A 16,450-nucleotide genomic window follows, 5' to 3' on the forward strand; every position below is an offset into this window, starting at 1 on the left:
CGGAAAGACTGCCTGCTGTTTGATGTCTTTGGCAAGCACCCCGTGGTTGCGGCTGTTGTGGCTGACCGGCTTGGCAATCGCCTTACTGGTAGGTACTGCGAAGGCCCAGTGTCCGCCAACGGTGCCCACCTCGACGGTTACCACCTCGACCAATTGCCTTACGGCGAATGGCTCGATCACGTTTACGGGGCCGAATACCATTACCCATGTGTTTAGCATCGATGGCGGAGCCACTTTCGGTATTGTGGGGCAAACGGCGTTCACCAACCTGGCACCGGGCAATTATGCCACAGTAGCGAAACTGGTTTCCCTGAGTTGCGTATCCGCTGTGGTTACCAAAACCGTCACAACCTCCGGCGCTCCGGTGGCTCCCACCAGTACCGTCACTGCGACAAACTGTAACGGACCAACGGGTATCATCACTTTTTCGGCCCCTTCCCCGGCCACCCACGTCTTTAGTACCGATGGCGGACTTACTTATGGGGCAGTAGGCCAAACGTCCTTCACAGGTCTGGCGGCCGGAAATTATAATACGGTCGCTAAAAATATAGCCACGGGCTGCGTCTCGCCGGTGGCCGTAAAAACCATCGTCGTTGCCACGGCACCCGTAACGCCCACGTCTACCGTGGTCAGTTCAACCAACTGCCTGACAGCGAACGGCAGCATCACCTTTACGGCCCCAACGCCCGTAGCGAACTATCAGTTTAGTGTCGATAATGGGGTGAGCTTCGGGACAACCGGCCAAACGTCCTTCACCGGTCTGACACCGGGCACCTACCAAACCGTTGCCAAACTCGTTTCCACCGGTTGTGTGTCCGTCGCAACGGCAAAGACGGTCCTGGCTTCGGGCGCTCCGGTGGCTCCCACCAGCACCGTAACCGCGACAAACTGTAACGGACCAACGGGTATCATCACCTTTTCGGCCCCTTCCCCGGCTACCCACGTCTTTAGTACCGATGGCGGACTTACATTCGGAGTCGTGGGTCAAACGGGGTTCCCCAATCTGGCAGCGGGGAGTTACCCAACCGTCGCCAAATTGGTGTCGACGGGTTGCGTCTCCACCACCGCCGTAAAAACTATTACTGTCGTTGCCCCACCGGTGGCGCCTACCTCCACCGTGGTGAGCCCCACCAACTGTCTGACAGCAAACGGCAGCATTACCTTTACCGCCCCAACGCCCGTAGCGAACTACCAGTTTAGTGTCGACAATGGGGTGAGCTTTGGGACAACCGGCCAAACGTCCTTCACCGGTCTGGCACCCGGCACCTACCAAACTGTCGCCAAATTAGTCTCCACGGGTTGCGTCTCGTTAACGACGGCAGCCGCCACGAAAACCCTCGTCATTTCCGGCGCACCGGCAGCTCCTACCAGCACCGTGACGCCAACCAATTGTACCGCAGCAACCGGAACGATTACCTTTACCGCCCCCGCCCCGGCGACCCATGTGTTTAGTGTAGATGGGGGAGCTAATTTTGGAGCGGTCGGCCAAACGGTGTTTCCCGGTCTGGACGCCGATAATTATCAAACGATAGCTAAAAATATAGCGACAGGCTGCGTCTCCGTAATCGCGACAAAAGCCGTGACAACAGCGGCTGCTCCCGCTGCCCCTACTTCCACGGTGACGAACGCGGCCAGTTGTAATACCCCCAATGGAAATATCTCGTTTAGTGCGCCTGCCCCGGCTACCCATCTGTTTAGTACCGATGGCGGACTGACGTATGGGGTTCTTGGCCAAACCTTATTTCCGGGTTTAGCCCCCGGCACGTACCAAACGGTGGCCAAAAGTATAGTCACCGGTTGCGTGTCACCGATCGTGATTAAAACCGTTGTTCCCGCTACGACCGTGGCGGCTCCCACCTCTACCTTTACCAACGTGACCAGTTGCTTGCCCAACAACGGAAGCATCACCTTCAGCGCCCCGACGCCGGTCGCGAATTACCAGTTTAGCATCGATGGCGGGGAGAGCTTCGGAACCACCGGCCAAACGTCCTTTACAGGGCTGGCAGCGGGGAGTTACACGACGATGGCCAAACTCGTATCGACGGGTTGCGTATCCACAACGACAGCGGCCTCGGTGAAGGTGTTGGTCAATACCGTAGCGGTTCCGGTACCGTCCTTTGTGGCCCACAACGGGGAAAACGATTGTGCCAATCTGGGCAGCATCGTTTTTTCGGCTCCTTCTCCCGTTACGCACATCTTCAGTATCAATGGGGGGGCCACGTACGGCACATCGGGCCAGGTGCTTTTTACGGGCTTAACCGCCGGAACCTACGTCCTTCGGGCCAAACTGGTATCGACGGGTTGTGAATCGGTGACGGCTTTGAATACGACGGTCCAGATCGCCTGTAACAACGTCGAAATCTGTGGCAATGGCATCGATGACGATGGAGATAATTTTATCGACCAGTTTGATTCCGATTGCCCCTGTACCATCGACGGATTTATCAACGTTTGCCAGCCCGACTGTGAGTACCAACCTTCGGCCAAACCGTTTACAATCAAGAAGGTATTTAGCACATCCAGCGCAGCAACTAATCAAGTCGCGGTCTACCAAACTCCGATGGTCGCCGATGTGGATGGCGATGGGGTAGTCGAAATTGTGGCAATTGGAATCAACAAAATATTTACCCCGGATGTAACAGGGGCGCGGTCAACGAAAGACATCCTCATTTTTAATGGTAAAACCGGTTCACTCGAACGGACTATCAATACCGGAAACTTTTGGATCAACTGGAGTGGACAATCCCAGTTAGCCATCGGAAATACGGACAAATCCGATGCCCAGGCCGAAATTTATACCATTACACACTCCAATACAACATTAAATTGGTATACAAATAACCCCACTGCAGCGTTGACTTGCTACAAGGCGGATGGTACGCTGCTCTGGCGAAACACCACCGCTTTGGTATCAGCCGGTCTTGGTACTAGTACATCAGGGGGAGCCATTGGTTTGGCTGATTTTAACGGCGACGGTATTGCGGAAGTGTATGTCTATAACAAAATATACAACGCCCAGACCGGTACCTTGTTGGTAAGCGGTCCTGCAGCGGGGGGGGTAGGAAGCAGTTGGGCAGGCCCCATTTCAGTAGCGGGTGATCTGACAGGACATCCTGGTTTGGAGTTAGCAGCCGGGAAATCCGTGTATGAAATCACGATTACGAATCCAAATGGAACAGCGGGAAATTCAATCGTGGAAAAAAGAATGCCGGCTGCGTACCCGGATGGGACTACGGCCCTTGCAGATATCGATCTGGATGGCCAGATGGATGTAATCGTGAGGTTATTGACAACCTTGTATGTCTATGATCCCCGTACCATGAATATCATTGCCAGCGCAACCGTTCCTGCCCCCCAAGGATCAGGAGCTGGGAATACGTTCATCGGCGATGTGGATAATGATGGTGACCCGGACATTGGAATAACAGCTACCGACTACATCGGCATGTATGGCTATAATGGAACGACTACCCTGGCGCTGAAGTGGAGCAAAGCGACTACCGATGGCTCGGGGCTGACCGGAATCACCATGTTTGACTTTAATCAGGATGGTAAACAGGAACTGGTGTACCGGGACGAATCGAACCTGCGGATCATGGACGGAAGCACTGGAAATAACATAGTCACTTTCCCCAGTATATCCGGGACCGGTTATGAAATGCCCGTGGTGGCTGATGTGAACAGTGACGGTCAAGCCAATATTGTGGTTACATCTGGAATCAACACTATAGGCGGAGTCGTCGATGTCTTCTCAACGGCCTCTTTCCCCTGGGCTCCTTCCAGAGAAATGTGGAATCAGGTTCCTTATAATGTCACGAATATCAAAGATGACCTGACCATCCCCACCAACCCGCAGGACAATGCCGTGACGTTCCCAAATGGGAAACGGATTTTGAATAACTTCCTGCAACAGGCCACCATCTACGATGAAAACGGCGATCCGGTTTTCCCGGCCGTCGATGTACAGATCACCTTCGATCCGAATGCGATCGACCCGGCGACGGGCTACGCCAAAGCCAGCACCAATTATTTTTCCAGTGTCTGCGAGAACAGCCTTCCGATCTCGGCGTCACTGACGATTCCGCTGGTCAACAACGGAAACATTCCGACGCCGGTCAACATGCCGGTCAGTATCTACCGGGGTGATCCGTTCAGCAGTGCCTCTGCCGTTCTGGTTCAGACGATTATTGTCAGCGATCCAATTCCGGCTAATGGCGGCACGTTCACCACCGGCGTGACCATCAACACCACCGGTTTCCCGACGCCGTTTAAACTTTATGCCATTCCCGGCGATCCGGGGGCTACCACCGGCCTTCCGCTGACGTTTAACACGTATTTCCAGGATTTAGGGTTCTGTGCCAGCCAAAGCAACAATGCCGTCTACGGCGAGTTCAGTTGTACGTGTCCGGTGATTACCAACATCACGACGGATAACCTCAACCCGACCCTTTGCGGGGGCGCCGATGGCAGTATTAAAGTCTGCGGGTTATCCCCCAACAGCACGGGCTATGCCCTCGATTATGATAAAAATGGCGTTGCCCAGCCGACGTTGACCAACCAAACCGCCGATGCCAGCGGGTGTTTGAGCCTGACGGGATTGACCGCCGGTATCTACAACAACATCCGGGTCAGCAATGCCGGTTGTACGGCCGGTTCCAATCTGATTGGCCCCATTACCCTGACCTCGCCCGCTCCGCCCGCAGCGCCCACGGCGAGCGCCACCAACCTGACAGTCTGTTCGGGGAATCAGGTGACCATCACCTACACGACGAATCCGGTTGGTCAGACGGTGCAGTGGACCCGAATGCCGGGCGGGCTTTCCGGCCTGGGAACGGTTAATGATTCCCCCCTGGCTACGGATACCGATCCGGTGAGCTATACCTATACGGCTAAAATTATCGGCCCCGCCGGTTGCGTAAGCGATTCGGTCAAAACGGTGGTGCTTGTCAACCCGGTTCCCATCGTCACCCCTTCGGTCTGCTCGCAAACCATTTGCGTGGGCGAAACCGGTGTGATTTCTTTTACGTCAAGTGTTGGTGGTACAACCATTAATTGGCTCCGGGTGGAAGACGGAGCCACCGGTTCGGGCGACATCAGCGAGTTGTTTACGACTGCCGGCACCTACACCTACAAAATCTGGGGGGCAACCTTGCCGCCCGCATCGTGCCCCACTTCCGACACGATTACGTGTACGATTGTGGTCAATAACGCCTGCTGCGATTTGGTGGCTACATTAGGTGCTACTCCGATCTCAAACTGCAATAATGTCGCAGATGGGTCTCTCGAAATTGAATATACCGGTTCGGCTACTTATCAATACAGCTTGAATGGGGGAACTTTCCAGGCAGTGGGAGCCAGCCCATTTACGATCACTGGGTTGTCGGCAGGAAGCTATACTGTCGTCGTCCAATCGACCACCAATCCCACTTGTTTGTCAGCATTAACCGGCGTAGTGGTGATACCAACAGCCCCGGTCGTGTCAACGGTTGTTGTGAGCAATCCCACGACCTGCACGGCCAACGATGGTGGGTTGGCCGTGGTGTTGGTGAACGGCAGTGAAGGCGTCTTCGAATACAGCATTGACAACGGTAGTTCATGGCAAATCAGCAATACGTTCGCTGGTTTGGCTGCGGGTAATTATACGGTGCTGGTGCGAAATGCCGTTGCACCGACCTGCTTTGTGAATGCGGGCAGCTTTACGATTCAAACGCCGGGTAGCGTGACGGCAACCATTGGGGGACAGAATCAGGATGTGTGTGCCTTGAACCAGTGTACGATCACCATCAGTGCGGGCGGGGGAAGTGGTGCCTACGAATACAGTCTGGATGGTGGCTTGACGTGGGCGGATCTGAGTCCGAATCCATTCACCCGGAATAACCTGGCTCCGTCGAACTATCTGGTGGTGGTACGGGACAAAAACATACCGAGTTGTAAGACGCAGGAACTGGTGGAACTGGCTACCGAAGAATGTCCGGTTCCGATACCACCTGCTCCCGTCCGGTAGAATAATTTATAATTGCTTGTGCAGCGAAAATAGAAATACCAACCTGTCTTTCCGTTCGCGGAGGGACCCATACGATACCAGTATGAGCCGAGTGACAGTAACGCGATTGACCAACGAAGTAAACCATAGGACCATGTGGCCAACATCTACCCCTTATTCTCTTTCCATATGCCCGGCCGTTGGCGGGTTGGGGAGTGTCGATCCTGCTTTGGCAAGGGTCGGTGAATTTAGCGTGCGACCCGAGCAAAGGTTGCCAGGGCGATGGGTGGGTTGTTCCCGTTGGAAAGCCGGGCTAAAAATGGCCTTGACGGTATTGATTGCGCTGGTCGGTGTGCTACTGCTGCCCCGAACGGTGAAGGCCGACGGCGCGGGTTCCAGTTTCTCAGGAACGGGAAATATTCAGGTTAATTATGGGGTGTTTGGGGCTCTTAATGAAGATCAAGTTGTGTATGCGTACCTGGCCGCCGGGGAAAAATTGCGTTTTAACGTCCAGTTAACGGCGCCAGGGGCCTCAGCCGGGAATTTAACTATCCAGGTGTATTCGCCCACTGGGTTAGTAGACACACAGACCTTGCCCGTTACATCGGTTGCCGGAACTTCCCGTAATAACGGCACTACCCCTGTTGCCCCCTTTGTAGCTTCCGCAACGACAGCGGGTATCTGGACCATTCGTATGGTCCCTCCGGCGGTTACCATGCATTATGCGTACGATATCGATGTGCTAACAGCAGCCAATGGCGCAACCACTGGTCGTGTCTATACGGAAGTCCTTTCTCTGAGCCAGAATGGAGTGGTTCAATTCAATTTATACCATATTAACAATTATGGCTATAAATACACCAGTACATTTTATAACTACAACGGTCTTCAATCCAAAATAACAACAGACCGGTATGGCATACGGAAATACGGGGAATGCAATACGGCTTATAGAAGTGCGGAAGTAACCGACGCAACGATAAGCCCCAATTATAAGCCGTTCGATTATGGAGTATCAATACCGGAGTCGTATGATGGATTAAACTGCGGGGGAACATTTAAACAATTCTTTTTACCTGTCGATACCAGCATGCCGACGACGGCTCCCCGGTTTAATTTCAACACGGGAGCTACCGTAACGGAATGGTTGAATCCTACCCTGCAAAATCCGGCTGTAACGGGGCTTGCGTTCAACAAAACGCTGGGTAATCCGGGATCGGGAAGCTTTACGTTTACGGTGGGCGGTTATGAGGGAAATGCCACGTTACAGATTGATGCCAATAACGATGGTGATTATGTTGATGCGGTGGACCGGGCCATTCCATTTAATGCCTTGCTGGGTACCAATACCGTATCGTTTGATGGCTTAAATGGGCAAGGTGCGGTAATCGGTTGTGGATTGACGGTGGGAGCCCGGATATTGATCGATAAGCCCGGTGAAATTCACTTTACACTGGAGGATGTAGAAACCATAGGCGGCCTTCAAATTACACGTACGAATGGGCCCTCACCCAATAGTATCCTGTATTGGGATGATCGGGTTCTGACGACTAGTGGCCGAACCTCCACCACGCCAACTCTGAACGGGACGGCAGGTGTTAACAGTTCCGGCGGTGTTCACGGGTGGAGTAGTAACGGCGGAAATCAGTGGGGAAACAACCGCTTCATCGACAACTGGGCGTATGCTGCTCAGAACACCACCACCACGACTTCATTGACCACCACCTGTGATTACGGCGATGCCCCGGCCAGCTACAGTACCACCGCTGCCGGAGGAGGTCCTTCTCACGCGAAACTAGGACAGGTTTACATAGGCAGTGCCGTTGATGCTGAAATTACGGGTACGGCCAGTACATCGGCTAACAGCGATGATAACAGCGGCTCGGATGACGAGGACGGCCTGACCTCTGCGCCACCCATTCTGGTTCAATGTACCAACACCTACTCCATTACCGTCCCAGTCGGTAACATTACCGGCAGTAGTGCGACCCTGGGCGGTTGGGTGGACTTTAACCGCAACGGGATTTTTGACAGTGGTGAATTTACCAGTATAGGAGTGCCTAATGGGTCGACTTCAGCGACGTTGACGTGGAATAATATTCAGACCTTGGGTATTACAGTTGGCCAAAGTTACATTCGGCTCCGGATCAGTAGTCAATCCTTCAGCCAGCCGGGTGGGGCCTTACCGGACGGTGAAGTAGAAGATTATCCGGTGACCATCCAACCACCCTTGCAAGCGGGGGCTACTTCAACATCGGCTTCAGCCTGCGCTACACCGGACGGTAGCATTTCCTTAACAGCAACCGGCGGTACGGGTAGTTATCAATACAGCATTGATGGGGGGGCTACCTTTGTCAATTTCACGAGTCCCCATACGATTCCGGCTCTGGGGCGGGGTGGCTACACGGTTATTATCCGGGATGCTACTGCTACGACTTGTACTCAGAATTTTCAATTGGTGATCAATGCGCCAAATTGCTGTGATTTCAACCAACTGCAACCCATCACGGTTCAGGCGTTTAATCCTGGCGCGGGCTTTACAGTCCAGTATCTGCTGACGACAACTTCCGGACAGATTTTGGCCGTATCTAGCACGCCCAGCTTCCCGGCTCAGGCGGTGGGCTCCTATTACATTCGTACGTTGGTTTACAATACGGCCAGTCCGGCCCCGACCGGTGTGACCATTGGGGTTAATGTGAGCGGTATTTCGGGCTGTTGTTTCCAGCTTTCACCTCCTACGCCCATCGGTATCTGCGATTGCCCGACATTTACTTTGTTCGACAATAACTACCAGCTCTGTGCAGGTCAGAATCTAGCCTTATTGCGGGTAACCACCTCGGCGGCTAGCCCTAACCAGGTGGAATTTGTTTATTTTACCACCCAGCAGACCAGCGCTACGGCAATTTATAGTGGTGGTACTTCTTTAGGAACGTCAACCCCAGTATCCAATCTGGCACAGTTGTCCGATGTATCTTTCCCATCAACACCGGGAACCTATTATGTCTACGCCCGAATTTTACCGGCACCGACTGACGCTAACTGCCGCCCCTACGCCGAAATTCCGGTCAGTGTATCGGCCTGCTGCGATCTGCAAGCTGGGGTAACGGTGGCAGCTTCCACGAATTGTACCACCCCCAACGGCTCCTTCACCATTACCTATTCCGGCTCCGGGACCTACCAATACCGTTTGAACGGGGGCGCTAATCAGGCGTTGGGCAACAGTCCGGTGGTGGTTAGCAACCTGGCAGGGGGGAGTTATACGCTGGTCATTACCGATGTGAACAGCCCGACCTGTACGACCACCAGCCAGTTTGTGATTCCCGGTCCGGGGTTGACCGTGGCCGCCAGCAGCAATTCGCCCGTCTGCGCCACCAGTACCCTGGCCTTATTCGCTACCCCGACGGGTGGCACCGGAACCATCAGCTATCAATGGGCGGGGCCGAACGGTTTTACCCATACCGGCCAGAATCCGACCCTATCCAACATCACCACGGCGGCTACGGGCCTCTACAGCGTAACAGCGACCGATCAGGGGGGCTGTACGGCCATTTCCTCCACCTCAGTGACCGTGGCCAACCAACCCAGTCTAACCATCAGTGGTGGGTTGAGCCAAACCCTCTGTTCGAGCCAGGCCACGACGCTGACGGTTTCGGGCGACGGAGGGGCACCGGTCTCCTGGATCAACAGCCTGGGGCAAACCGGCACGGGAACGACCATCAATTTCGCCGGTATTCGCAACGTGAGCGGACAACCCCAGACGGTGACCTACATCCTGTTGGCCAACGCCGGAACGTGTTCGGATCGGGAAACGGTGACGATCACCATCAAACCCGCCCCGACTTTGCAGGTCTACCCGCTGCAATCGGTCATCTGTGCGTTTGAGCAAACCAACCTGACGGCCAATGCCTTCCCCAATACGGCGACGATCACCTGGACGCGCAACCCGGCTATACCGGCTCCGACGATTACGAGTGGAATCGGGACGCTGCCGGTCAATGAATCCTTACCGGCGGGGAGCTATACGTATACCTTCACGGCCACCCAGGACGGCTGTACCAGTTTGCCCGTTACCTCATCGCTGATCGTCAATAATTAAAGGCATGAGCCAACACGCAGAGATTGTGAAATTCTTAGCAGATAGTAAGATGGAACAAAATTTATATTGCCAGGAACGTAGGTTGTCGGAGTCGCCTACCCGGAACAGAAAGGCTGCTAGTTCCGTTATCGAACGGCTTTCGTGGCTCCGGCAACGCTTGAAAGTACTCGGACTGGCTTTCCTGGCCGTCGGCCTGCTGGTGGGTAACGCCTGGGCGCAGACCGATTGTACCCCCCAGCAAATCCTGAATCAGAGCCGGTACTGGTATTTTGGCTATGGGGCTGGAATCGATTTCGGACCGACGCTCACTACACCTACCGCGATTACCGCAGCAGGGATTGGCTATGAAGGAACGGCGGTTGCTACGAATAACGCGGGTCAGTTGTTATTTTACGTCGAGGCCCCTGCTGGGAGTTCATCATCAGGTGCCACTTCCACCGTATTTAATCCCGATGGATCCATTATGACTAATGGGACTGGTCTTCTGCAACATCCATCTATGGAGCAGGGGAATATAGCTTTTCAGTCTCCGGGAAATCCGGATAAATATTTCATTGTTACCAACGACTTTGCCTTTGAAGCCCCGGATCCGAAAGGTACTCTCCGCTACTCGGTGGTGGATATGTGTTCTCGCTCGGTTACCCAAAAAAATATTGCGTTTGATCAGTTGATCTATGGCGAAGCACTGGTGGCTATCCCCAGTACGGATCCCACCAAGTATTGGGTATTTACGGCCACGAATAATACGAGTCAGATTCTGGCCTACTTATTCGATAGCAATGGATATACGGGTACAAAAGTGACGTCAAACTATGTGAGTAGTCCAACCATAACGGGGACTAGGAATTTGAAACTTTCTCCGGATGGAACGCAGCTTCTGCTTGTTGGCACGGCTCCAACTGTAGGATCTGATTTTATGACTGTCGCTAACTTATATGATATCAACAGGACGACAGGGCAGCTAACGATGAAATGGACCATGCCCTATGGCGATCCCAATCACGCTGCCTATGGAGCTGAATTTTCCCCAGATGGAAACTACATTTATATATCGGGCTTAAATCCTAACTTATGTAAGTTATTTCAGTTTAATATAGCCGGAAAAACGACGGGGGCTCAGGTATTGGCGACCAAAGTTGATCTCGGTTTTTTAGCCGGACTGGGTGGTCAAATTTTGCGTGGTCCGGATGGTAAAATTTATACGGCCAGCCATGAGTTGGGGACGTTAGGCGTTATAAATAATCCGAATGTGGGCGGTTTGGGAGCCAATTTTGTCCCAATCGGCTTTACACTGGCCCCCGGAACTACGTCTTCTTACGGCATGCCCCAAATGGCGTTCGGCTGTGCGCAGCCCGCGGCCCGGTTTGATTTTCTGTGTAGTACGAATCCGGCTACGTCCTCCAATACGTTTGTCGCCAACGGCGTCAGCGGGCAAACCGGCACAATAACCATTCCGATCAGTGTCTCTGTTGCGGGAAGCATCGCCATCACGGCCGTCGGTACGGGCTTCACGACGACGCCAGCACCTTATGTGACCACCGTGGCGGCTGGGCAAACATCGATAACCATGCCCGTTACTTTCGATGGCTCAGGAGCCGCTGGTCCCCGCAGCTTAACGCTCAGTTCTCCGCAAACGACCGGAACCTGTAGTACGACGGGCGGTTCGACCTGTACGGTACCCGTGATCGTGCAATGCGTTACCATCACGAATAACTCGGCGGATAATACCAATCCTACCATTTGCGGAGGCATCGACGGCAGCATCAAAATCTGCGGGTTAGTGCCCAACAGCGGAGGACATACGATCAGTTATGACCGGAATTCCGTAGCCCAACCGGCCCTGGCGGGTCAAACCGCCGATGCCAGTGGCTGTCTCATCCTGCCCAACCTGACCGTCGGGACCTATACCAACATCCGGGTCACCAATCCCACCTGTACGTCGGGTACCAACTCGCTGGGACCCATCGTGTTGACAAACCCAACACCTCCGCCAGCACCCACGGCCAGTGCCACCAGCCTGACGACCTGTTCGGGCGATCAGGTGGTCATCAACTATACGACCAACCCGGTCGGTCAGCAGGTGCAATGGACGCTTCAATCGAGCACGACCACCACCACCGGTTTGGGGAACGTCAGCGACTACCTGTCGGCCACGGGAACAAGCCCCCAGACCTATACGTATACGGCCTCGGTAACGGCCTTCGGTTGTCCTTCCGCAACGACCACCACCATCGTTACCGTCAATCCACGACCGGTTATTACGCCTTCGGTCTGCTCGCAAACCATCTGTAATGGCGAAACGGGGAATATTATTTTTGAGCCGACTATTGCTGGGACAACCATTCACTGGCTGCGCGTCGAAGATAATGTATCGGGTACGGGTGATATCAGCACTATTTTTAACACGGCGGGAACCTACACCTACAAAGTCTGGGGGATCAGTCCGGCTCCGGCTACCTGCCCGACCTCAACGACGATCACCTGTATCATTGTCGTCAATGCCTGTTGCCCTCCGCCGATTACCCGCGCAACGGTATCGCTCTGTAACAACGAAACGCTCAATTTGCAAACGTATGTGCCCTCGGGCGGCTCCTTCACGGTGCTGACGGGACCGGCCATTGCGTTGTCGGGTACGACCTTCAACGGCATTGTGTCAGGGGCTGGCGTCTTCAAGGTCGGTTATAAAGCCAGCGGTGTAGCCGCCAATTGCGCCCCGGACACCATTACAGTGGTCGTGCGCGATTGTACGCCCCCGCTCTGTAATTATCCCATCAACGCCATTGCCGTCGGGGCTACCTGCGGCAACAGCGACGGTCGCGCCGAGGTGACACTCGGTGGCGCGCCCACCAGCGCCTTTACCTCGTTTGCCTGGAGTACCGGACAGATCGGTTCGGCCATTTCGGGTCTGGCGGCTGGCATCTACAGCCTAACGGCGACGGTGACCGACGGGATTAACATCTGTATGGTCATCGATACGGTATCGATCAGCAACATCGGAGCACCGGTCATGGAACTGGTGGGGGTTACTCCGGCAACCTGCCAGTCCAGCGGGGTCGCATCCCTGACGGTGGTCAAAGGCACCGGACCGTTCACCATTTCGTGGACCGGCGCAGCCACGGGGTCATTGCCACCGGTGAACCTCGGTCCCGTCAACGTGCCAAACCTGCCCGCTGGTCCCTATGAGTTCCGGATCACCAGTGCGGCCACGCCCGGTTGTTTCGGTACGCTGAGCGTCAATATTCCGCGCAACGACGATGGCCGCATTACCTTGACCGCTACGGCGACCGATGCAACCAGTTGCTCGTCGGCCACGGGCAGCATTCAGGTCGATGTCCTGCCAGCGGTTGGTGTCTCGGCTCCGTTCTCGTACTCCCTGAACGGCTTGTTTATGGCCTCTTCGTTGCTGCCCACGCATACCTTTACCAACCTGCCCGCCGGGGTTTATACCGTCGCCGTCAGTTCCTCGACCGGTTGTACCACGTCGCCTGAAGTCGTCGTGATCAACGTGACCGGCGTATCGAGCGTGACCGGCTGGACGGCCCAGTCGCCCGCCTGTCCGACCGATCAGGCCCGGCTGGTCTATGCCGGGGGGCAGCCCGGAACCACCTTCCGGGTTCGGGAAGCCTTCACCGGGGCCGTGGTCGCCAACAGCGTCAATGGCGCGAATCCGACCTCGCTCGTCTTGTCGGCGGGCACGTACATCGTACAGACTACCTCCGGTACCTGCGTCTCGGCGGATACGCTGGTGCTGAACCGGCCGCAGGACATCGACTTTGAAGTGCATTTTACGCCCGAAACTTGTGCAGCCGGGGGCGTCGGCAATGGCGATGGAAGCCTGTCGGTCATCAAGATCACGGGCGGCACCGATCCGTTTACCATTGTGGTGACCAACAACGAAGGGCAAACCATCGCTCCGGCTAATTTCAATGCCCTGCCTGCGGGCAACTACAGCGTCAACGTGACCGACGCAAACGGTTGTTCGGGCAGTGAAGGAACCCTCGTGACGGTTCCGCCCTGCGGCATTGTCTGTCCGAAACTGGATTTCAATACCGTCGTGGTGGATACGAAGTGTGATGTGGTGACGGGTGAAGCCACCGCCCAACTCCTCAACGCGCCGACGGGCGCAGGCACAGCCGTGACCTACGTGTGGAGCAACGGCTTCATCGGCACGACGGCGTCGAACCTGACCTCGGGGGTTTACTCGGTAACGGCGCAGATCACCAGCAGCGACATTTACAACGGCTGTATGTACGTCGATACTGTCAATGTCAATGCCATCGACGGGCCGGTCTTTACGGTTTCTCCGCTCAGCCCGGCCAGTTGCACGGCGGCCAACGGATCAGCCGTGGTGAACATCCAGAGCGGCACGGCACCTTTCACGATTTCGTGGAGCGGACCGACCGCAAACAGTACGTCGGTTCCCAACGCGGGAAGCATCACCATCAATGGCCTGAAAACCGGGAACTATGTCTTTACGGTAACCGGTGCCAACTCGACCTGCCAGGGCGTGTTCGATGTCTACCTGCCGGGCAATTCCGGTAATCTGGTGGCGACGGCGTCCAGTTCGGCCGTGACGGGCTGCGGGGCGACCGACGGTCAGATTTTCGTCAATGTTTCGGGGGGTGTCGGGCCGTTTGCCTACATCGTCAATGGCTTTGTGAAAGGCGTTACCTCCGACCGCAACTTCCCGATCACCGGTTTACCCGCCGGAACCTACTACGTCCAGGTGACTGACGCCAACGGCTGTACGACGATCCGCGAAAATGTACTGATCAACACCGTTGGTCAGCCGCCGATTACGGGCATTACCCATACCAATCCAACCTGTCCGGAGGAAAACGGCACGATTGCCTTCAACGGCTCGGGCGTAGCCTCGGATCAATACGTGGTGACAGTAGCCGGAACGGCCACCCAGATCGGGCAGACGGCGGGTAATGTACCGGCCAGCTATTCCGTGCCGGGCGGCAATTACCTGATTACCCGCACGACTTCGTCCTCCTGCGTGTCGACCACGGTGATCTCCGTTACGCAACCCGCCGGTCTGGACTTCAACATTCAACCCCATAATCCGACCTGCGCCTTGCCCGCGAGTGGCAGCCTGGCCGTGATTCAGCCGTCGGGCGGCACCGCACCGCCCTACGCCTATACGATCACGGGCGCAACGGGTGTGGTATCGAATCTGGCAACGGCCTCCAATCTGACGGCGGGTAGCTACACCGTGACCATCGGCGATACCCGAGGTTGTTCGTTCAGCAAGGTCGTGACGCTCACGGGCGGGGCGAATTTCACGGTGACGGCTTCTACAGGGACAAACCCGGTTTGTATTGGCACTGCCAACGTAACCCTCACGGCCACGGTCAGTCCGGCTGGCAGCTATACCTATGCCTGGAGCGGCCCCAATGGCTTTGCCGTCAGCAATACGACCGGTACGGCCAGTTTCTCCGCTACCTCAACCAGTCAGTCGGGTAGTTACACGGTGGTGGTGACCGATGCCCAGGGTTGTTCGGTCACTGCAACCACGACGCCGGTTTCGGTGACCAACTGCTGCTCCCTGACCGCAACGGCCAGCAGCAACAGCCCGCAGTGTACGGGCAACGACCTGCAACTGACAGCCAGCGTCCAGAGCGGCAGCGGCAACTATACGTATAGCTGGACCGGCCCCAACGGCTTTACCAGCACCCAGCAGAATCCGACCATAGCCACCTCGACCTCGGCCGCTTCCGGTTCGTATACCCTCGTAGTGACGGATATATCGGTGCCCAACTGCTCGTTCACGGCAACGACCGACGTGACGATTGCCACCGCGCCCAGCCTGACCGTGACCAGCAGCGGAGGCCTGACGGTTTGCTCCGGTCAGCCAGCCAGCCTGACAGTGGGTGGGGACAACGGCGCTGCCGTCACCTGGACGAACGATCTGGGCCAATCGGGCAGCGGCACGACCATCGACTTTGCGGGCTTGGTCAACGTCAGCGGGGTGCCGCAAACCGTCACGTACCTCATCAAGGCGCAGGCGGGTATCTGTTCGGACGACGAACTGGTGACCATCACGATCAACCCGGCACCGGCGCTCCAGGTGAGTCCGACGCAGGCGGTGATTTGTGCGCCGGAAGTGGTCAACCTCCGGGCGACGGCTTTCCCCAGTTCGGCCACCGTTACCTGGAGCCGGGATGTCCCGAACCCAGCGCCATCGAGTGGATCAAATCCGGGCAGTGTGCATTTGGAACATCCGCTACCGGTCGGCACCTACAACTACACCTTCCAGGCAGTGGGCACCAACGGGTGTACCAGCCCGGCGAAGGTGGTGCAGGTAGTGGTGAATGATTAATGCGTACCCACGGACTTTAGTCCGTGAGATTCTCGCCAAATAAATA

The 16,450-nt window shown here is 55.7% G+C and carries 3 protein-coding genes; all 3 read left to right on the plus strand.

What is annotated here, in order from left to right; all coding sequences use genetic code 11:
- The first annotated feature begins 22 nt into the window (after positions 1–22).
- Entirely contained in the window at positions 23–6,004 is a 5,982-nt protein-coding gene (locus tag ACO2Q8_RS26770) for a beta strand repeat-containing protein (protein WP_423347966.1), read from the plus strand.
- Between the two features lie 298 nt (positions 6,005–6,302).
- Entirely contained in the window at positions 6,303–10,079 is a 3,777-nt protein-coding gene (locus ACO2Q8_RS26775; protein WP_423347967.1) for a GEVED domain-containing protein, read from the plus strand.
- Between the two features lie 49 nt (positions 10,080–10,128).
- Positions 10,129–16,404, plus strand: a complete 6,276-nt coding sequence (locus ACO2Q8_RS26780; protein WP_423347968.1) for a hypothetical protein — start codon at positions 10,129–10,131, stop codon at positions 16,402–16,404.
- Positions 16,405–16,450 lie beyond the last annotated feature (46 nt).

Origin of the sequence: Larkinella sp. VNQ87, assembly GCF_049445795.1 — a bacterium.
GTDB lineage: Bacteria > Bacteroidota > Bacteroidia > Cytophagales > Spirosomataceae > Larkinella.

What these genes read in the sequence shown, in the direction of transcription:
- ACO2Q8_RS26770 (WP_423347966.1), top strand. Translation starts at nt 23, where the DNA reads ATGTCTTTGGCAAGCACCCCGTGGTTGCGGCTGTTGTGGCTGACCGGC.
- ACO2Q8_RS26775 (WP_423347967.1), top strand. Translation starts at nt 6,303, where the DNA reads ATGGCCTTGACGGTATTGATTGCGCTGGTCGGTGTGCTACTGCTGCCC.
- ACO2Q8_RS26780 (WP_423347968.1), top strand. Translation starts at nt 10,129, where the DNA reads ATGGAACAAAATTTATATTGCCAGGAACGTAGGTTGTCGGAGTCGCCT.